The 19,907-nt window shown below is 40.7% G+C and carries 16 protein-coding genes; 6 read left to right on the top strand and 10 right to left on the bottom strand.

All coding sequences use genetic code 11. The features are described 5' to 3' along the window. Nucleotides 1-10: 10 nt before the first annotated feature. From ACNURT_RS13170 to ACNURT_RS13150, 5 genes are all read right to left on the bottom strand, one after another. A complete protein-coding gene (locus ACNURT_RS13170; protein ID WP_419698055.1) occupies nucleotides 11-1,180 on the bottom strand; it encodes a glycosyltransferase family 87 protein in 1,170 nt (389 codons plus the stop codon). 146 nt (nucleotides 1,181-1,326) lie between these two features. Further along, complete coding sequence (locus tag ACNURT_RS13165; protein WP_419698054.1) at nucleotides 1,327-2,796, bottom strand: DNA/RNA non-specific endonuclease; 1,470 nt, start codon at nucleotides 2,794-2,796, stop codon at nucleotides 1,327-1,329. 142 nt (nucleotides 2,797-2,938) lie between these two features. Beyond that, the gene (locus ACNURT_RS13160; protein ID WP_419698053.1) at nucleotides 2,939-4,051 is read right to left on the bottom strand and encodes a hypothetical protein; all 1,113 of its coding nucleotides are present in this window, start codon (nucleotides 4,049-4,051) and stop codon (nucleotides 2,939-2,941) included. Nucleotides 4,052-4,062: 11 nt separating this feature from the next. Then, nucleotides 4,063-6,921 (bottom strand): TonB-dependent receptor domain-containing protein, encoded by a 2,859-nt coding sequence (locus tag ACNURT_RS13155; protein ID WP_419698052.1) that lies wholly within the window; start codon nucleotides 6,919-6,921, stop codon nucleotides 4,063-4,065. A 264-nt stretch (nucleotides 6,922-7,185) separates the two neighbouring features. Next, nucleotides 7,186-8,391 carry a FecR family protein gene (locus tag ACNURT_RS13150; protein WP_419698051.1) on the bottom strand — a complete coding sequence of 402 codons (1,206 nt, stop codon included), beginning with the start codon at nucleotides 8,389-8,391 and terminating at the stop codon, nucleotides 7,186-7,188. Between the two features lie 154 nt (nucleotides 8,392-8,545). Here ACNURT_RS13150 and ACNURT_RS13145 point away from each other — a divergent pair, with 154 nt between their 5' ends. Then, the gene (locus ACNURT_RS13145; protein WP_419698050.1) at nucleotides 8,546-8,899 is read left to right on the top strand and encodes a YciI family protein; all 354 of its coding nucleotides are present in this window, start codon (nucleotides 8,546-8,548) and stop codon (nucleotides 8,897-8,899) included. A 227-nt stretch (nucleotides 8,900-9,126) separates the two neighbouring features. Beyond that, entirely contained in the window at nucleotides 9,127-10,359 is a 1,233-nt protein-coding gene (locus tag ACNURT_RS13140; RefSeq protein WP_419698049.1) for an RNA polymerase sigma factor, read from the top strand. Nucleotides 10,360-10,362: 3 nt separating this feature from the next. On the opposite strand, the gene ACNURT_RS13135 is transcribed toward ACNURT_RS13140, so the two are convergent. The 3 genes from ACNURT_RS13135 to ACNURT_RS13125 form a co-directional block, all read right to left on the bottom strand. Further along, nucleotides 10,363-10,953: an RNA polymerase sigma-70 factor gene (locus tag ACNURT_RS13135; RefSeq protein ID WP_419698048.1), complete on the bottom strand. Its 591-nt coding sequence runs from the start codon at nucleotides 10,951-10,953 to the stop codon at nucleotides 10,363-10,365. Nucleotides 10,954-11,222: 269 nt separating this feature from the next. Further along, nucleotides 11,223-11,471 (bottom strand): hypothetical protein, encoded by a 249-nt coding sequence (locus ACNURT_RS13130; RefSeq protein ID WP_419698047.1) that lies wholly within the window; start codon nucleotides 11,469-11,471, stop codon nucleotides 11,223-11,225. A gap of 41 nt (nucleotides 11,472-11,512) precedes the next feature. Further along, nucleotides 11,513-12,463 carry a DUF6268 family outer membrane beta-barrel protein gene (locus ACNURT_RS13125; RefSeq protein WP_419698046.1) on the bottom strand — a complete coding sequence of 317 codons (951 nt, stop codon included), beginning with the start codon at nucleotides 12,461-12,463 and terminating at the stop codon, nucleotides 11,513-11,515. 325 nt (nucleotides 12,464-12,788) lie between these two features. Between ACNURT_RS13125 and ACNURT_RS13120 the strand changes: the two genes are divergently transcribed. Next, nucleotides 12,789-13,283, top strand: a complete 495-nt coding sequence (locus tag ACNURT_RS13120; RefSeq protein WP_419698045.1) for an ester cyclase — start codon at nucleotides 12,789-12,791, stop codon at nucleotides 13,281-13,283. Between the two features lie 203 nt (nucleotides 13,284-13,486). Here ACNURT_RS13120 and ACNURT_RS13115 read toward each other — a convergent pair whose 3' ends face one another. Then, complete coding sequence (locus ACNURT_RS13115; protein WP_419698044.1) at nucleotides 13,487-13,813, bottom strand: helix-turn-helix transcriptional regulator; 327 nt, start codon at nucleotides 13,811-13,813, stop codon at nucleotides 13,487-13,489. Nucleotides 13,814-14,027: 214 nt separating this feature from the next. Continuing rightward, nucleotides 14,028-16,490, bottom strand: coding sequence for a TonB-dependent receptor domain-containing protein (locus tag ACNURT_RS13110; protein WP_419698043.1), 2,463 nt, complete (start codon nucleotides 16,488-16,490; stop codon nucleotides 14,028-14,030). Between the two features lie 677 nt (nucleotides 16,491-17,167). Between ACNURT_RS13110 and ACNURT_RS13105 the strand changes: the two genes are divergently transcribed. The 3 genes from ACNURT_RS13105 (at nucleotide 17,168) to ACNURT_RS13095 (ending at nucleotide 19,806) form a co-directional block, all read left to right on the top strand. After that, nucleotides 17,168-18,319, top strand: a complete 1,152-nt coding sequence (locus tag ACNURT_RS13105; RefSeq protein WP_419698042.1) for a sensor histidine kinase — start codon at nucleotides 17,168-17,170, stop codon at nucleotides 18,317-18,319. Nucleotides 18,320-18,445: 126 nt separating this feature from the next. Beyond that, nucleotides 18,446-19,186, top strand: coding sequence for a LytR/AlgR family response regulator transcription factor (locus tag ACNURT_RS13100; RefSeq protein WP_419698041.1), 741 nt, complete (start codon nucleotides 18,446-18,448; stop codon nucleotides 19,184-19,186). A 110-nt stretch (nucleotides 19,187-19,296) separates the two neighbouring features. Further along, nucleotides 19,297-19,806 (top strand): hypothetical protein, encoded by a 510-nt coding sequence (locus tag ACNURT_RS13095; RefSeq protein ID WP_419698040.1) that lies wholly within the window; start codon nucleotides 19,297-19,299, stop codon nucleotides 19,804-19,806. The last annotated feature ends 101 nt before the right edge of the window (nucleotides 19,807-19,907 follow it).

Raw genomic sequence — 19,907 nt, 5'->3', positions numbered from 1 at the left:
TGTCAATAGCTTATATGGCTTTAAGCTGTTCTGGTTTTGAAAAATGCCTTGTTAAAGTTTCATAAATTATCTTTAGCCAGATCAGGAAACATGGCAAGGCTTTCAGTTTGTAAGGAGCAACATACGCCGTTCTGATGTATCGTGGAAAGAGATCGGATGGTGAAAGGCTGGTTAAGATGAGGGCAAAAATCAATAGAAATACTTCGTACCGGGTAACTGGCCTGTTTAAATTCATGTACCAAATAGCCACTCCGGTAAAAGCAATAATATAGGTTGATGACTCTGATGAACTACTGAAAATTACCGCAAAAATCAAAGCAGATGACAAGATAAGTAATTGATACTGCAAAGTTTTAAAGCTTTTTACCCTTAAATAAGAAAGCGCAAAAAGCACCAGAGCCGGGGCTATTACATATATATTTTTTAACTCAGGATAATTGAATATTTTCCGGATTAGTCCCATCACACATATTTCCTGTAGTAGAGAACCTTGGTTGGTGTCATTTTTGGCTACAATATCATGGTACCAATCCTGGTAGGTTTGAATAATAAAGGCCGGCGATGAAATAAGCATGGGTAGCACAAATAATATCGCAGACCAAAAGATAAAACTCGCAATAAACTTTAGTTTGTTTTCGGAAAAGAAAAAGAATGCGAGCCCTACTATTCCATATAACTTTACAAATGTTCCGATGGCTATCATCAGGGCGGCCCAAAAATCTTGTTTCTTTTTGATAAAACTGAAGCTTAAAATAATCAATCCGGCTACCATAGGATTGCTTTGAACATTGGCCGAGGCCGTCATTAATTCATGAGCGCAGATAAGCAAAATGATAACATATTGATTTTCTTTGATAGGTAACAGTTGTATAGCTTTAAACAGTATAAAAGCATTAAACATTACCCACATCAAAACGCCAACGCTATCTGGCATTAATGCAAACGGCGCTATGATCAGGGAAAATACCGGCCCATAATGATTTAGATCATAAAAATGTTCGGGCTGAGGGGTATAGAGATTATGCTGATGAATGGTATTTATAAAATTATATTTAAATACCTGATAGTTATTAAATATTTGATGAGTTAAAATTCCTTTCAGAACGATCAGGAAACTTAAACCGAACCATAAAGAAAATACAAAAGGCTTATTATAGATAAGTTTGGTTATTTTTTGCATAAAACAGGGGCATTGGGTTGCGAATATACAAAACAAGCCTATTAGTAGTATTTTATATTACTATGTTGTTTAGATCGTTAAATTTACAGTATAATAAAAAAGCCACTCCTTACGGGTGGCTTTTTTGTTATACATTCGGTAATGTGTCAGGACCCAGGTGTACCGGAGTCAAGTTTTATTTCCAGAGCCGTCCGAACATTAGCTGGTAAATTTGATAATAAAGTGTAACCAGTTGCCAGTTCTATATCTTTCACGGTTACAATATACTTCGTCCAGTCGCTATTGATAGTGTTTATATTAGGGGTATTTACCGCTATAACTCTGGTTGAACTGGTTACGCGGCCAAGGTCATTATCCCCCACAGGTATAATAACCGCTACTTTCCATACATTGCTGGGAACATTAACATGACCATTGTTTATGGTAGTTGCTGATCCGTTTGAACCTGCCCCCCCCGTGCCATAACTACCCATAATAATGTATACTTCGTTACCTAAAACTACCTGCTCACGCAGATAATTTTCCAGATTTGCCCAGGTTTGTTGATTGTTCTGTGGCGCCTGAGGTATCATATTGGTCATCAGGAACGTGGCTGAGTTTGCATTGGCCGAACTTGTACGGTCGGCTGAAGGGCAATTATGTCCTCTGTCAAACCCGCTTCCTGAATAGGCATTATCATTAACCATGTACCAGTTTGCTGGCAGACTGGCCCAACCAGCAAAATTATTTAAACGGTCAGAAGCTCCAGTGATATTAGTAGCATCCAAATGCCAGCTCACCCAATTCGGTTCACCCTTGGTAGCATTGTATGATTCTGTATAATATTTCTGATCAACAAGATAGTTATCCATTGAGGCGGCACTGCTTTGCGCGTTTGAAGGGTTACCAAAAAGCAAATCGCTGTTGTCGCCGCTTGCTGGCGGAGCGTCTGTACCTGCCGTTACGTCTCTTGGTGTGGAAGCAGGCGCTGTTGGTGAACCGCCGCCACCGTCATCACCACCATCATCGGGTGTACCGACAACAATGCCGGGGTCACCTTTTCCTTTAAAGGTGATATCATCAATATTGACACGATTATTGGTAGTTGTACCTGTTCTTTTAATTTCAAAACGTACTTTACCGGTTACGCTTACCTTAAAGGAGTCGGTAACCAGGGTAGTATTGTTTTCATTAATATCGTTTCCTACCTGTGTATAAGTTTTACCGCCATCAGTTGACATAAGCAGTTGCCAAACTGAAACAGGATCAGTTCCATATTTTGCATGTTTAATAAACAGGGTATTAACACCGTTGATATCAAAATTCATAGCGATATCGCCGGCACGCAAACGTACAGATGCAAGACCATCTTTTACATCGGGCGCGGTGCTACCTATCAATGCATCGTTAAAATTCCAACTGCCGGTAAGTAAAGTTATGTCAGCGGCAGCATACGCGGCTTTTTTGCCTTGTTCGAAAGTTTCGGTAATACTGTAAGTTGGGATTACAGGAGGTGGCGGCGGTTTAACAACGGTTGTATCCCCCGGGTTGATGGGCGACCCGTCTGTTGATTTTTTAGAACAGCTTGCCATGGTTAATACCAAAGCAAAGCCAAGTAGTAAGTTTTGAATTTTCATGTTAATTTGTTTTTTTGTGATAGATAATAGCAAAGCATGGCCATGACCTGCAGGTCTATGCGAGTATAGTTAGAGTGATAAAGTTTAATAAGAAAAAAATCAGGAGCCCTGCTTGAGCGAAGCCCCTGATTCAAAAAAAGATTTATTGAGTAGAGATCGAAAAATTAGATCCATCGTATACAAAAGTTTTGGCAACATTTGAAGTTTTACCAAAGCTGTACACGGTATAAGTAATAATATATTTTTGACCAGCGTTAGAAGTGGCTTTAAATTTATTTACCAAAACAGCAGTCAATGCCGCATTCAGGTCGCTATCGCTCCAATAAGTAGCATCGGTAGGTGCACTGATATTAAAATCAGGATATTGTGCAATATTAGCTCTTGCAGCATCACTACCCGCGGTTGTTTGTGTACCGATGTAGGTATAATCAGCTTTCACAAGCGTGTAACTAATAGCCTCATCTACAATCCATTTACCATCACTTTTAGCAAAGCCAAGTGTGCCGGTTATTGGTGTAGTAACCCAATTAGTACCATCAAAAGTTAAAGGTACAATGCGCTGAAAGTTTTTACTATTATAATACTTAAAGCTCATGTATTTAACATCACCTGCCGAAGCATTTGCAGATACAGCAATATCACTTTTCAATACCAAGTTCAGGTACGAAGTAAGTGTTGCATCATCTGATGTTGAAAAATCGCCAAACGGATGTCCGGTACTGGTATACTGATCAGCTGTTAAGGTATAGCATTTAACCCAGGCTCCGTTCAGAAACAAAAAGGTATCAGTTTGCTTGGCTACAGCCGAAGGCGTTACACCTGATTCGTAATAGATGTAAGTTAAAAATGACAGCTGATTAGGCACAGCAGTAGGATATTTAATACCTAAAAATGCGATAGCCTGCGCTGTATTAAATTCCTTATATTTTGGATTCGCACCTAAAACGGTAGCATAATCAGCATCAGCTACTGTATAAGAAATATCTGTAAGCAAACTATCAGCTGGTTTAACGCTAACAGGAGATATGGTAAAGGTTACTGTTGCACTGGAGCCATTGTCCACCTGTGGATAATTTGTATTTAATATGCCAGGAATTTTCGCTTTTGCATCATTTGTTGAAGCAAATTGAGTTGTTTGAGGCAATGTGATCACCATTCCTTTTTTCACATACCCTGTGGGCGAAAGGCTTGGCTGCTTTTGACACGCTGTTAGTACCACAGTAACAAAAGCAATTAAACTATATATCTTTTTCATGAAGTTTCTTTTTAAAATTTAACTTTTATACCAGTAGTAAATGTTCTGAGCAGACCATAGTATACACTAAGATTGGCTGGCAAACCTGTGCCTGCAGGATCATACCCATCAGCTATGTATTTGGTGTTTAACAGGTTATTTACGTTGCCATTCAATGTAGCATCTAAACCAGCGATCTTAAATTTAAAAGAAGCGTTAAGATCCCATACAGAATAATTGGGCACTTTATAAGGTTGAACACCAGGATTGGTAATATTGGCAAAGTTGAAACTTGAATAATAATTACCATAGAAGTAATAGTTTGTACCCAGTTTTAACTCGGGCAAAACTTTAATATCCAAGCCAAACGCTGCTGTAGTTTGTGCTGCATCCCCTACTTTAATTCCTTTTATCAATACTTCTTTAATGGTAGTAAGCGCCTGGTGCTGGTCATTATATACTGTGGCAGGACCTGCATTCTTAGTATAATACCAGTCACCATAAGAAAACATGCCATGTAACGTGACAGCTTTAATTGGCTGATAGCTTAACTCCAGCTCAGCTCCCTGGTGCATTTCGTTTACACCGCTAACATTCACATTATATATTTGGTTGGTTGTATTATCAGTGTATGGATTTGTAAATGATTGATCCATATATAAGCTCCGGTACAAATTAAGCTTTGCCACAAAACCCGATGTTTTAAACTGGTAACCCAATTCATAGCTAAACAATTTTTCGTCTACTGTTCCAGTGTTAATGGAGTTGGTAAACTTTTGAAACACATTGTCAAAATAAGGTGGCTTGGTGATGTAACCGATATTGGCAAATATGTTCATTTGATTATTCAGGTTGTAGTTTGCACCAGCTTTAGCCTGATAGCTCAGGAAGTTAACATAACGGCTTGCTTGCGCCGGATCGCTGTTCAAATAATTGTAAAGGTCAACTCTTTTATCACCTGTACCAGAACCAGATAAGGTTATAAATGCCGAAAAGTCATTTTTAGCATATTCTGCCTGTGCATAAGCGCCTCCAGACATCACATAATCCTTATTATAATAATCTATTTTATCCCCAACTACTGCACGGTGATTTGGGTTATTGATATCGCCGGATCTGCTTCCTGCCACTTTAGTAGCCGTATATGGATCATATACATAATCAGCACCTAACAGATCTTTAACCTCTTCATAGTGGGTGCCTTTATAATATCTTAAATCCAAACCAGCAGAAAGGTTTAGATATTGACCTAATGTAGTAGTATAGGTACTTCTTAAACCATACCAGGCGTGATCATTATGCGCTGCATACAGGTATGTTAAGGCAGAACCATCCGGGTTTGCAGCGTTACTTTTCTGTACGGCATCAAAATCAAATGGCGAATATAAGTTGCTCACTCTTGGAGGTACAGCAGTACCAGTAGCAGAGGCGCCTATTGCACCACCACCACCTGTACCATAGGTAGCATATAATACCGTTGATAAACTTGATTTTTCGTTAATGATCCAGTTATGGTTTAATGAAAATACAGGCTTACTGAAAAAATTGTTATACGGGTTTATTTGTTTGCCATCTTTAACGCCCAGATCATAGTTCCATTTAATACCCTGTGGGGCACCTGCATATTCAGTTAAAGGGCGCTCCGGGCGCTGGCCGTGTGTTTGGGTTGCACCCATTACCGTAAATGATAAGGTTTGGCTTGGGCTTAATACTTTTGATAAGTTAAAAAAGTAATTGTAACCTAAAAAGTTCAATCCATCGGCATAACCATCACCTTTAGTTCTGCTGCCCTGAAAGGTTGCTGCCCAACCATTGGCATTTAAACCGGTTGCTACCAATACCGCTGTTTTTTCATAATTATTGGTACCTATGGTTTGCGAAATATAGCCTCCTTTTTCGGCTTCGGTTGTACGTGTGGTAATGTTAATGGTACCGCCAAATGAAGGGATAATAATTTTTGAGGCACCTAAGCCACGCTGTATTTGCACAGAGTTAGTTACATCGGTAAGGCCAGACCAGTTTGACCAAAAAACAGAGCCGTTTTCCATATCATTAACAGGGATTCCATTAATGGTTAGTGCTACGTTACCTTTTTTTGAACCGCTTGAAAAACCGCGGATGCTAACACGTGCATCGCCATAACCACCACCTTGGGCTGTTGCCATAATACCAGGAGTACTTTGCAGCAGTTGCGGAATATCACGACCACCTAATTTTTCTTCAATGAATTGTTGATTGATGGTTGATACCGCTATCGGTGTTTTGCGATCAATGGCCAGGTCGCCGGTTACTACAACCTCTTTCATGGCATTTGCGCTGGATTTTAGCAAAATCGGGCCAAGATCATTTTTACCGGTAATTTCAACTTCCTGTGTAACATAGCCGATGTATGATATCACCAATGTTTTGGTATCGTTATCGTCTAATTTCAATTTAAAATCACCATTAAGCCCGGTTGAGGTGGCTTTACCGCCGCCTTTTACACCAACAGAGGCCCCAATAAGAGGTTCTTTGGTTTCGGCATCTACTACTTTACCCGTATACACTGACGCTAACATAGCTTGATTACCTGTAGATACCGGTTTGCCTGAGGTTTTTTCTTTCACCACAATAGTATGACCAACAATGGCATAGGTAATAGGCTGCCCTTTAAATACTTTTTCAAGTACCTTTATTAAAGGTTGAGCCTTTATATCTATAGACACCTTATTACTGCCGGCAAGCAGTTCGGTCTGCATAAAAATATCATAGCCGCTTTGCTGCTCTATTTTATTTAAAACGCTTTCGAGACTTGCATTTTTCTCGGTAAGTGTAATGCTTTGACTAAAGCTTGCAGCGCTCAAATGAAGGCATACGGCAAAAAGTAAAGCTGTGATAAGTTTGATCCGCATAATAAATTTCCTTTTTGTGGCCGGATCTGTCCGGAAAAAACAATTGGTAATCTTATTAATTTTATTTACCCGCGTGCCTTCACATACGGGCGCAGGAAATGTAGAAAAATCCATACTTTTGTTTGGGTTGTTTAGTAAAAATGTATTAGTCGATATGATTTTAAATTATCAGCCCGATACCTGGCCGGAGGTGCTCGTAACACTTTCCGGCTTTTTTATGGGCCAATCCCGGTAACCGGCCTTGCCGGCTACCGTTATCAGGCTTTATGATCTTACTATAATCTTCCTCCCGTCAATTGTGAAGTTTATACCGCTTGTTTTTAGTATCTGAAATATATCTGAAACCGGCACGTTCCGTGAAATACGGCCCCGGTAATGTTTTTGTGCCACATTGCCCTGGTATTCTACATCTACATCATACCATCTTGATAACTGGCGCATAATGGTATGCAGATCGGTATTGCGAAAAAGAAACTTGCCGTTCTTCCAGGCCAGGGCTTCGTCAATATCTGCGTTTTCTTTTACATCAATCGCGTTTATAGTGTTTACAGCCTGTTCTCCTGGCTTAAGTTTAGCCGTTACTCCATTAGTATTACCGGTAACCCTTACACTACCTTCAAGCAATGTTGTTTTTGTGGCACCTTCATCAGCATAGCTGTTAATATTGAAATGGGTGCCTAAAACCGTAACAGTTTGAGTCGCGGTTTTTACATAAAAAGGTTTGTTGGGGTCTTTGCTGACTTCAAAATAAGCTTCTCCGTTTAACTCAACCCGGCGTTCATTCCCGGCAAATGCCGTAGGATACTTTAAAGACGAGGCTGAGTTTAACCAAACCCGCGTGCCATCGGGTAAAACAATTTGGTACTGCCCTCCGCGTGGTGTGGCTAACGTGTTCATTATATTTTTTTCAACAGGCGGCAATTCCTCATTTTGACTAGTTTCTGCAGCCTGGTAAACCAGCTCTCCACTTTGATCCTTAGTTATAACAACATTTTGCTGATTGGCTATTTTCCCTCGTTTAGCATTATCCAAAACGATCTTTGAACCATCAGCCAGTGTCAGAATGGCTTTATTACTTCCCGGCAGAAGGTCTTTTTGTGGCTTAACAGCCATCTTTTGTTCGCCGGAAGTATTACGATACATGGTTAACGTAACACCCAGGGCTATCAATATAACTATAGCCGCGGCATACGCAGGCCATGATTTGATGGTGGTCTTTTTACGAGCAGGGCTTTTAAATCCCGTCTTTTTTACAATATTTCTCCAGGCTTTATTCTTATCATTTGCCTCAAATGTTTCAAGCTCCGAATCAATTATGGTTTGATCAGTTAATTTTTTGAATAACTCCTGGTTGTGTTCATCTGCTTGAAGCCATTGCTCCAGCTCGCCTTGCTCTTGTTCAGTAAGCTCTTTCTGCAGATATTTTGCTATCAGCTTGCCAAGATCAAAGTAGGGTTGGTAATTATTCATATTTCCTTTTCGATATAAAGACACTCTCATTTTCAAAAAGGATAAAGGAAGTATAAAAAAATTACTTTTTTTTTCTTCAGGCTGTCCAATTCAACCCTATTCACTTGATATGAGCGTGTAATTCATATATTTATTAACAATTAAATTTGAAATAATGGACGAGTTCATTTTAATTTTCAGACATGAGGATGGCACTAAAGTAGCTTCACCTGATCAGATCGAAGCCTGGATGAAGCAAACGATGGATTGGATAGGCGGTATCGCGGCCCAAAATAAATTTAGCAGCGGTACCGGTTTACCTTTTGATGATGCCAAAGTAGTTTGGCACAACAACGTAGTTACCAATGGCCCATTTGGTGAAATCAAGGAAACTATTGGTGGATATATTATTGTAAAAGCTGATTCTGTTGAAGAAGCCGTTGAGTTTGCCAAAGGCAGCCCTGTATTACAAGGCGATGGTAACAGTGTAGAGGTACGCAGGATTGCCAGGCGCGACGGTGTGCACTAAGTTATAGAGACCTGTATCATAAATCAAATTGGCTATTACTGGTGTTGAACCACCTATAAATTGACGTTAAGCCTGTGATATTTATGCAAAATTGGGTTTACATGTTTTTCTTGAAAAATACATAATTAATTGATTATTAATTATGTAAATCAATATTAACCATGAATTGTGTAAACCATGTAAACCCACTTTTTTGTTAATGGAGTCAATCCCACCCGCGTCTTACCATGGAAAAACAGGAACTCATACCCCATCTGTTCAGGACCGAATACCGGAAAATAGTATCCGTGCTTTGTCGCCGTTTTGGATTCGACCAAATGGAAACAGCCGAAGATATTACCAGCGACACTTTTTTGGCGGCTGCACAAACCTGGAGTTTTCATGGTGTTCCTCCCAACCCCACTGCCTGGCTTTACAATGTGGCCAAAAACAAAGCCAAAAATCATTTACAGCGCAATACTGTTTTTGAAAGCAAGGTGTTGCCCGAAGTACAAATCAGTCATTCCAAATTTCATGAATTGGATATCGATCTGTCGCCACAAAACATCAACGACAGCCAGTTGCAAATGATGTTTGCTATTTGCCATCCAGCTATATCGCCCGAGGCACAAATCGGCCTTTCATTGCGTATTCTTTGTGGTTTCGGCATTGATGAAATTGCCGAAGCGTTTTTGACCAATAAAGAAACCATCAACAAGCGCTTATTCAGGGCTAAAGAAAAGATCAGGAACGAAAAACTAAAAATTGAACTCCCCAATCCTGCTGAAATTGACGAGCGGCTTGAGAATGTACTAACAACCATATATCTATTATTTAGTGAGGGTTATTATTCCGTTAGTCAGAATCAAACGTTACGTAAAGATCTCTGTTTTGAAGCGATGCGGTTGTGTAATATGCTGATCGAGAATACCAGCACCAACAAACCGCCGGTAAATGCCTTGCTATCGCTCATGTGTTTCCATGCTTCGCGGTTTGAAGCCCGCCTAAGTAAAAATGGGGAGCATATTTTGTATGACGATCAGGATGTTAGTCTTTGGAATGCCGACCTCATCAGCAAGGGCGCCTATTTTTTAAAATGCGCAGCAACAGGCAACATCCTTTCCAAATACCATATCGAAGCCAGCATAGCCTATTGGAGTACACAAAAGAACGATACCAAAGAAAAATGGGAAAACGTGTTACAACTATACAATCGTTTATTACAGGTAGCCTACTCGCCTATTGCCGCGCTGAATCGTACATTTGCCTTATCAAAAGCCAACAGCAAAGCCGAAGCGATTGTGGAAGCCGAAAAACTAAAACTAACTGATAACCAATTTTATTTTACCTTATTAGGCGAACTTTATACCGGCATTGACCAGGAAAAGGCAAAAAGTAATTTTGAAATGGCTTTGTCTTTAGCCCGTACCCCAACCGATAAGCAGGCCATTCAAAAAAAGCTTGATCAGCTACAGCAATAATGTTTACTTTCTAAAGGCAAGCACAGCTAATGCAAACCAGGTAAATAGCTCAGGTGAGAGTTTTACGCGGAGCAATTCCAAAGCCCTTTGTTTTTGTTTTTTTACGGTATTGATAGACATATTCAGCTCATCGGCTATCTCCTGATTCTTTTTGCCGTCAAAATATCCCATGATAGATATGGAGCGGTAACTATCCGGTAAGGCATGAAGAGCCGCGTGGATCTCGGCCATGGCTTCAGCTGTTATGATAGCCTCAATTACAGGTAGTTCTTCTGGCTCTGCATTTCCATAATACTGGATGTAACCCTCCACCACTTTATTGTGCCGGATACTGTTAAGGCTTGCGTTACGAACAGTACTATACAAAAAGTGCTTAATAGCTATGCTGTCCTGCGCTACAGTTTCGCGGAGGTTCCAATATTTTATAAAGGCATCCTGAACAAGATCCTCGGCCTGATCTTTATCCTTAACCAACTGAAAAGAAAAATATACCAGCCTGTCGTAATGCTCTTTAAAAAGAACATCCAGATCTATTTCTTCAATTGATCTGTCCGACTCACTTTTGTGCGTAAATATTCCTTTTACAATGCTCATCTACCCGTTTCAGAAATAAGTTTGAGCATTAGACGGTCATTTCTGATGCGTCATAAATACCCGGTTCAAAGTTGAACTTTACGTGTTCAATTTAAGTTAAATCCGGGTTAATAAATAGTGTTATTATAGTAACTTTTCAGTTGCAAATCTGAAAGAAGATCGTGTCATCATGGGTATATGTTTACTTTAGGAAGCAATCAAGACCAGGCATTAAAGCTCCAAAGCCACCCGAAATAACCGGGTGGCTTTTTTATATGTAACTGACCTGCTTATAACCGTTCGCAATAATATCCACTATTATTCATCAATTTGATGACTCTCGGCACCGGGATATGCTCTCCCTTGATTCGTAAAATGCGGTCACAATCTTCCAGATCAAAATTTATTTCGATTTCCGGAATATATTGACTGAGCTTACAGATAAGCTTAATCGACTGATCAACACTTTGAACATCTGTTTTAAAAACTTCAACCATGGTATCTTTCATTGTTGGTGCATATGCCTGTTTCATCATCATTGCCTTATTTTAGGGGAATAAAATTGTACGGTTCGAAGGATTTAGAATCGGTAGTTAATGCCGGTTGACACTGCTACACCGGTTTTCTTTAATTCTGTTAAAGGAGCGCCCCGTTTATCAAGGTTGTTAAACGGCACCCAGTTAACTTTTTGGTCTTTATCATACAGATCAAGCTTTTGGACAACATTATATCCGGCACTTATCTCTACTGAGAAATTCTTCGCCAGCGCATAGTTGTAGTATAGCGAAGCCTTAAACTGTTGCGCCTGGAAATAATCGGAGTTCATCTTTTTTGATAAACGATAAGTGCCACCACCAATGCCAAAATCGCCGCTGAAGCCAAGGTTGCTTTTTTGGGATAATTTATAGTTCAATTTTTCAGAAACTGGTAATGTTCCCGATAAGCTTAGCTTGTCCGAAATATTCCAGTCGATACCAAACACCGGAACAAGCACCGAACCAAAGAACTGTTTAGAATAGACTACGCCCAATGAATAGGTAAATTTAGCCGATGATCTGATCTTTAACATGGCTACTCCGGTATAAAGCATATCATCCCCAGAAATGTCCTTCAGATCAGAAGATAGTGTTGGTACAGCCGAAATGAGCAAGGCATATTTAGGCGAAAATGCCTTTTGAAAAGTAATGGGAACCGAAATAGCGTGAAAATTATTGCCGCCAAACTGACTGCCCATACCCGAAAGAAACAAACCGCTGTACCCTACTCCTGCCAGTAAAAAATCAACTTTACCATTTTGCATTTTACTATACAAGGGTAAGGTAAGGTTTCCGTTCACTTGCTGTATATTCATATCCTTACCATTAATTTTAAAGGGAGAATAGGTGTAGTCGGCCTCAAATGAACCTAAATTCGGGACTGACTTTATTGGTGCCGATACACCTTCTTCTACTGGTGTACTTTGCTGTGCCTGTGCTGATAGTGCGAATGAAACTGAAACTATCGCAATTAAAGACAAGATCTTTGTTTTCATGAGTTGTTGTGTGGAGTTATTTTTTGATAATTTGATAATTTGTTTGCCAAACCGGCTACCAGGAGGATCCTTCCTTGTATACAATTTGGCTTTGTTTTTTAATCCATATTTCTCTTGAAACACGCTCAGGTGCATTTACCCTTACTCTTCATGAAAATTATTCTGCAATACAGTCAGGCTATATTCCCTTTACCCTTAGCCATTATTTAAATTATTTTCGGTAAATGATATTTTGATGATTAAAGCGGCTATCAGAAATCCATGAAACTATATTCATAAATTTCTTACGGGTAGTTTGCTCTTTTGTGTTTTATTTAGATAAGCGATGAAAAATCACAAATTTCCCCTACTACTGCCATTACTGTTCGCAGCCTGTACCCATGCTCCTAAAGTAGCCGATCATACAGCGGAGGATAGGAATAAACAGATCATCCAGACTTATTTTAACGAGGCCTGGAATAAAGGTCATTTGGCTGTGCTGGACAGCATTTTAAGCGAAAATTATATCAACCACACCCCATCCACCCCTAACCCGCCCAAAGGCCCCGCCGGGTTGAAACCTATAATTACGGCTATACGTGCCGGATTTCCCGATCTGCATTATGGGATAAAGGACATCATCGTAACCAAGGACCGGGTAGTTGCGAGCGTAATCATGACCGGCACACAAACAGGTACCTTGTTCGGGATAGCCCCTACCGGGAAGCATATTGAAGTGAACCAGATCAACATTGAAAAAATTGAAAACGGAAAGATCACAGAACACTGGCGGGTAACCGACGAGCTCACCATGATGAAGCAGTTGGGTGTGGTCAAATAATAACGGTTGGTTATTTTAACATTTCCCCTCCCAAAAACTTTTTAAACCTTAAATTTTAACACTTTTCTGCTTAAAAACGGCATAAAAACGAGCTAAAATTCATTTAAAAACATCGATTTTAACACTTTTTAACAAATTCCAATACAGTTTTGAGCAGCTTTTGAAATTTTAAAAAGTATTAAATAATTGATTAGAGGCGACTTCTATTTTGTCCCATTTTTACCTGCCGCCAGTAAAGCCATCACATCATTCTTCAAATGATCAGGTATCAAAATAATGCTTTGGGAAACCTGTCCTATATCTTGGATCCGGACCGGGGTTTCGGGTGCAGGACTGCGGTAGCCTTTCAGAATAAAACAACCTTTTTCGTTTTCATAGTGTACGGTTATTCTTAATTCGGTAAGCAATTGAATATCGCGGTACAGTGTTCGGGTGCTGATATGGAACTTTTCTTTTAAATAATCAACCGTTACAACCTTTTGGGTTTGTAAAACGGCCAGCACCTCCATTAGCCTGTCTGTCCTGTTCATCTGGGTTTGTGTTTCTATACAAAACTGGTACAGAGCAATGACAGCAGTATGTCAACAGGATTTTTTGGACTTTGGGAGTAAGGAACAAGGACAGAAAGAACAAGGAGCAAGGATTTTTTGATTTTGGGCAAAGATCCTTGTTCTTTGTTCTCCTTGTCCTTGCTCTTTCTGTCCTTGTTCCTTACTCCATAAATCTTTGCTCCAAAAATCCCCCCTAATCCTTCCGCAGCCTGTCTCTTTCGTCACCGGTAGTCTGTTTAGCCTGTCCACTTGCATGGGTGCTGCCGAATGATTTGGAATAAGTCAGTTTGATGATGGGGAACTTGCTTGATTCCGTATGTACATCCACGTAGCTTTTGATATTAAAAGGCTCCTGCGTTAAGGTACCATAATAAACATGCACGCGTATGCTCCTTAAAATATCGGCTACAGAAAGTTGGAAACTCCCTCCATTATTGTTCAATTCCTTTTTGATGCCCACATTGAGGGAGCCCAGACCATTTATCTTTGTGGTACCGTTATACCATTGCGAATTGTACCAGCCCGAAAGCTCGAATGAATACTTTTTCGGTAATTTAAATGATTCATTAAAGTTAAACGTATAAATAAAATAGCTCTTCTGGAATGGAAATACCGAATAGCCGTCCCCTTTAAACTGGCTCAGTCCTCCTGTAAAACTGTAGGTCATGTCCCACCAGTTGCTTACCTTAAAAGGCAGGTTTGCCTGAAAAGTGAAGTTGTTCTGATAGTTTAGGTTTTGGGGCGATATATACAACAGGTCTTTTGACGGTCCTGTACTGAGCTGGTAACGCGCTATGGGGTTATCATCGCGACTGTAAAGCAGGGAGAATGAATAGTCGCGGTAATTATAACCCAGTTTAATGTTATTGGTGATGGTTGGTTTCAGGAAAGGATTGCCGGTATACACCGCCGTGGGGTCGCTGTAGCCAACGTACGATGCCAGGTCGTTATAAGTAGGGCGACTGATCCGTTTGCTATAGGACAATTGCAGTTCGGCATTTTCACTTAGTTTTTTCGAAAATAATATAGTGGGGAACAATACGCCCAGCTTACGGTTAACCAGGCTTTTACCCGTGTTAGGATCGGTCATGTTGGTGTAGGAGTATTCGTACCTTGCCCCTACAGTTAGTTTCGTAGAGGGCGTTATCTCCGCATTAAAGGAAGCGTAAGCCGCCCCGATCCCTTCCTTCATATAAATCTCATTGGCCGATTCTGTTCTTTTAACCCAGGTATTATCCAGCAGGCTTTCAAGGCCCGATGAACTGGAACTGGTGGTATAGGTTCCCTTGATGCCGGTTTCCAATTTCAGTTTAGGATTAAGCTGTTTGGCATAATCAACCTTGGCTACCCCTACTCTAATAGTTGTAGCAGCAAAACCCCGCTGTTGTGGCGAGTTCAAACTATCGTTTGTCCCCGCCACCTGCCCATGTTTATTCACAAAGGTTGTTTGTACCTGCGATGGGTTATCGTTATGGTAATAAATATAATCCGCGTCGAAGCTAATCTTATCGTTGGTGTTTATTTGCCTGTCGATACTGATTGAACTCACCAGGTTGTTCCAGCGGTTTTGCGAGGTGTTCAAGCCATTATACATCAGTAAAGAATCGGGCAATACGTTATAGCCGGCATGATTTGTAGTTGTAAGGGCTGCACTGCTGGTATTATAGGTAAAATTACCGCTTAGGGTGGTTTTTGTATTGAGTTTTATATCCACCCCTACATTGGCGTTATGATCGTTCTGTACGCGTTTGGCATAGCTATCAAAAACAACCGCTACATCACCACCCAGGAAAGGCATGTTTTGACTGCTGGTAATAAACAGATCGGTATAAGTTCTGTCGTGCGAAAAGGTGTACGCGCCATATAAATTCACATTTTTTGTATTATGTGCCAGGTTCAGGCTGGCCATACCCTTTTCGCCCCAACCATAACCGCCAGTTGCAGAAAACGAGCCATTGGTACCCTGTTTCTTATTCTTTTTGGTTACAATGTTGATAATACCTGCACTGCCTTCGGCATCATAGCCCGCAGGCGGTGTGCTTAGTAATTCTATTTTTTCAATATTGGAGGCGCTCATGCCGCTCAGCATATTTACCACCTGATCCATCGGCATGCGCATCAGTTTGCCATCCATCATCACCATTACCCCGCCTTTACCGTTTAAATTGATGTTGTTGTTCCTGTGATCGATAATCACACCCGGCGATCGCTCTAAAACCTGCAGGGCGCTGCTCCCCTTGGTCATTAAGCTGCTTTCTACATTTACCACTATACCGTCGGGACGCTGCTGATACAAGGGTTTACTGGCTCTCACCACTACCTCGCCTAATTGCCGGGTACTTTCCTGCATCATGGTAGTACCAAGATCTTTATTGGCAGAGTGAGCGTTGATCTCAAAAACAGGGGAATCCCAGGTTTGATAACCGACACTGCTGAGCCGGAGTTTATAAGTCCCTGCCGGCACGTTTTCTATCCGGTAAATACCATCCTCATTGGTTTGCGTACTTTGTACTACCGATGTATCAGCGGCTTTGAGCAGCGACACATTAGCAAACATGAGCGACTTGCCATCAGTGGTGACGAGTTTCCCGCTTATCTGCCCAAAGGCATTTTGTAGCAGCAGAAAGGTTAAAATATTCAAACAGAGGGTTTTCATTGGCAATAGTTTTCGTTAATACTGGCCATTTCGTATCGACTCACCCCGACATCGCTACGCTCGTCACCCCTCTCTCCGCTTCGCGCATAGAGGGGATTTTTCCACCCTCTTTGCGGCAAAGCCGCAGAGAGGGTGGTCCAGCGAAGCGTAGACCGGGCGAGTCGATTCCGCGGCTTGGTTTATTTATCCGGTTCAAAGAAATGACTGGGACAGATAAGAGGAAAATGAGAATGACCAGCGGCCTGTTATAATTGATAAACTACACCAAACAGGGTAAAAGCTATAAAAATCATAGCAGAAAGGGATTAATTTACCGCTTATACATTGGGTACTGTAAGTGGTCAATTACTTGGTGTCGTTCATGTATCAGGAGATGCATCAATAGCGGTAATTACGTATCTTTAAATAATAAACACCCTTGAGTAAAGGTGGGTAAAACTATATATCACATAAAACGAGTAATCAATTTTTACAAATGGGTTATTGGGGCTAAAGCCATTGGCAGCTAATATATTTTTATCCGTCCCTTAAAAGGGACGGCAATGAAAAATTAAATAATTCATTGCCGTTGGCTTTAGCCAACGGATAATTGATTGCAAAAACAAGGCTTCAGCCTAACAGATAGACGGGCTGTTGATAAAAAACCGAACTTCATAAAAGTTGGTATTGAAACCAAAATGAACACATTAACAACCGATAAATTAAACCAGAACTGGTTGTTTAAATACAAGCTGTACCACATTCCGTTTTGGTGTGTTTACCATTATTTTTGGTGGGTAATTGCCGTTGGTGATCCTTTGGCGGCTGCCAGCTCCATGTTTTTTTCGGCATACACAGTCAAGATCCTTTTTTATGTGATCTTCCAGGCACTCGCGGTATATTTTAATCTATATTTCCTCATTCCCCGTTTCCTGGAAAAAAACAGGCTTACGGAGTATGTTATTTATCTGGCTATTACTATTATATGTGCCTCGTCGTTAATCAATACCGGGTATTATTTAAGTGCGTTTTTGGCCCATTGCACCATAACAAAAATGTTTGGCGCCGAGGCTGGCAGCTTTTTTCATTTCTTTAATACCTCACTCCCATCCACTTTAGCCAGTATGACGCTGGCGATGAGCATCAAATTAACCAAAAACTGGATCCAGGCCGAACGGAAGCAACAGATCATGGAAAAAGAAAAGCTGGAAACCGAACTCAAATTTTTAAAATACCAGTTTAATCCACACTTCTTGTTCAACAGTATCAATTCTATCTTTTTCCTCATCCACAAAAACCCGGATATGGCTTCCGATTCGCTGGCCAAATTTTCTGGCCTGCTGCGATACCAGCTATATGAATGTAACGATCAACAGATCTCGCTCGACAAGGAGATCACCTACCTGAAAAATTTTATCGAGCTGGAAAAACTCCGTCAGAATAATAATGTGGAGGTGATATTTGAAGTTGAACAACCCAACACCGAATATTTGGGTATAGCGCCGTTTATATTGATGACTTTTGTGGAGAATGCCTTTAAGCACGTATCTAAACACAGCAATGCCCCTAACTGGATCAGCATCAAACTGAGCACCAGCGAAAGGCAGTTGGATCTGCTCATTAGTAATAGTACATCGCCCGATGAAGTAACCGAGGCGGTGAGCTATGGCGGCATTGGTTTAAAAAATGTACAACGCCGGCTCGACCTGGTTTACCCCGGCCAATACCAGCTTGACATACAGCATAACGACAATTGTTTTGAGATAAAACTGCAACTAAAACTAAGTGAGCTGGGATTTGAGAACAAGGAATTTTGGAGCAAGGAGCAAGGACTATTGGAGCAAAGATAGAAAGAACAAAGAGCAAGGACTTTTGGAACAAGGATAGGAAAAGCAAGGAATAAGGATTTTGGGAACAAAGAAGACGAAAAAAGTCCTTGTTCCTTGCTCCATAAATCTTTGCTCAAAAAAACAAAGATGATCAATTGTGTAATTATAGATGATGAACCGCTGGCCCGGGAAGGCCTGGCCAACTATGTAAGGGAGGTTGATTTTTTGCAGTTGACAGGCACCTGCGAAAACCCGATCGCGCTGATGAAACTGTTGGATGAGCACCCTGTCGACCTGATATTTTTGGATATACAGATGCCTAAAATGAATGGTATCGATTTTTTAAAGATCGTGCAGAATCCGCCCATGGTTATCATTACCACCGCATACCCCAGTTACGCACTGGAAGGTTTCCAGCTTAATGTGCTTGATTATTTATTGAAACCAGTTACGTTTGATCGCTTCTTTAAATCAGCCAACAAAGCCAAAGATTATCACCGGCTGCTTACCCAATCGGCCCAAAGCGGTATTCAGAAAGAAGAACCTGATGCCGACTATTTCTTTATCAAATGCGGTAACAAATACGAAAAGATCTATTTTGACGATATTTTGTATGTTGAGGGCATGCAGAACTATGTAAGCATTTACACGGTAAAAGGCAAATATATGACACTGCTGAACCTCAAAAACCTGGAGCAGAACCTGGACAGCCGGGCTTTTATTCGCGTGCACAAATCATACATTGTGTCCATCAGTAAAATAGAGGGACTGGAAGGCAACGAGATCTTTATCCAAACTCACCGTATTCCCATCAGTCGCAATTACCGTGAACAGGTAATAGCCCAGGTGGTGGAGTGTAAGTTGTGGGATAAGATAAAGCTGTCATAAGAATAACAAAAAGGCCTGTCACCCTGAGCTTGTCGAAGGCGCGCGCGCAGAGGCCTGCCCACCATGCTTCGACGGAGCTCAGCATGACACCCGCTAACATAAATTGATTTATGGAAATAAAATATCAAACCGTACTAAATAATAACCCTGTAATTAGGCCAACAGCAGGTGATATGGCTGATGGACGTGATCATTCTTTTGTTCTTAAACCACTAACTATTGATGAGATCATCAGTTTAGAAACTACTTATAATAGCGGCAATCAATTCCCTACCTCCTTGAGAGAACTGTTGTTCATTGCTGGCCAGGATTGTTACGTTTTGGATTATGGGTTGAATGAAAATCAGGAAGAAATGCAGGACGATGCCCGGGGCTGGTTAGTAGACCGGAGTCTCAACATCATTACACGACCTTTCTTTGTGATAGATGTGCATAGAGGAAGCTCTATTTTTTTATTTGTGTATTTGGATGAAGAAGTAGATGATCCAATAGTATATCAAGCTGATTTAGATAAAAACTTAGATCCAGATTACCCCAGATTAACAAATTTAGAAGCTAGCTTGTCATCATTTGTAAACGCCAGAATTAGTTACCTTCAAAGGGGAATTAACCCATTTTGAATTATAAATTCAATACCTTCATAAAACCCAATGTCATTTCGAACGGAGAGAGAAATCTTTTACGATTGATAAGCCTCGCGTAAAAGATTTCCCCCGCCGGT

The sequence above is a fragment of the Mucilaginibacter sp. NFX135 genome (genome assembly GCF_048565145.1).
In the GTDB taxonomy this organism is placed as follows: Bacteria; Bacteroidota; Bacteroidia; order Sphingobacteriales; family Sphingobacteriaceae; genus Mucilaginibacter.
This window is presented reverse-complemented; position numbering and strand designations above follow the sequence as displayed.

Bases quoted from the DNA above. Each gene is read 5' to 3' on its own strand.
- ACNURT_RS13170 (WP_419698055.1), bottom strand. From the start codon at position 1,180: ATGCAAAAAATAACCAAACTTATCTATAATAAGCCTTTTGTATTTTCT.
- ACNURT_RS13165 (WP_419698054.1), bottom strand. From the start codon at position 2,796: ATGAAAATTCAAAACTTACTACTTGGCTTTGCTTTGGTATTAACCATG.
- ACNURT_RS13160 (WP_419698053.1), bottom strand. From the start codon at position 4,051: ATGAAAAAGATATATAGTTTAATTGCTTTTGTTACTGTGGTACTAACA.
- ACNURT_RS13155 (WP_419698052.1), bottom strand. From the start codon at position 6,921: ATGCGGATCAAACTTATCACAGCTTTACTTTTTGCCGTATGCCTTCAT.
- ACNURT_RS13150 (WP_419698051.1), bottom strand. From the start codon at position 8,391: ATGAATAATTACCAACCCTACTTTGATCTTGGCAAGCTGATAGCAAAA.
- ACNURT_RS13145 (WP_419698050.1), top strand. From the start codon at position 8,546: ATGGACGAGTTCATTTTAATTTTCAGACATGAGGATGGCACTAAAGTA.
- ACNURT_RS13140 (WP_419698049.1), top strand. From the start codon at position 9,127: ATGGAAAAACAGGAACTCATACCCCATCTGTTCAGGACCGAATACCGG.
- ACNURT_RS13135 (WP_419698048.1), bottom strand. From the start codon at position 10,953: ATGAGCATTGTAAAAGGAATATTTACGCACAAAAGTGAGTCGGACAGA.
- ACNURT_RS13130 (WP_419698047.1), bottom strand. From the start codon at position 11,471: ATGATGATGAAACAGGCATATGCACCAACAATGAAAGATACCATGGTT.
- ACNURT_RS13125 (WP_419698046.1), bottom strand. From the start codon at position 12,463: ATGAAAACAAAGATCTTGTCTTTAATTGCGATAGTTTCAGTTTCATTC.
- ACNURT_RS13120 (WP_419698045.1), top strand. From the start codon at position 12,789: ATGAAAAATCACAAATTTCCCCTACTACTGCCATTACTGTTCGCAGCC.
- ACNURT_RS13115 (WP_419698044.1), bottom strand. From the start codon at position 13,813: ATGAACAGGACAGACAGGCTAATGGAGGTGCTGGCCGTTTTACAAACC.
- ACNURT_RS13110 (WP_419698043.1), bottom strand. From the start codon at position 16,490: ATGAAAACCCTCTGTTTGAATATTTTAACCTTTCTGCTGCTACAAAAT.
- ACNURT_RS13105 (WP_419698042.1), top strand. From the start codon at position 17,168: ATGAACACATTAACAACCGATAAATTAAACCAGAACTGGTTGTTTAAA.
- ACNURT_RS13100 (WP_419698041.1), top strand. From the start codon at position 18,446: ATGATCAATTGTGTAATTATAGATGATGAACCGCTGGCCCGGGAAGGC.
- ACNURT_RS13095 (WP_419698040.1), top strand. From the start codon at position 19,297: ATGGAAATAAAATATCAAACCGTACTAAATAATAACCCTGTAATTAGG.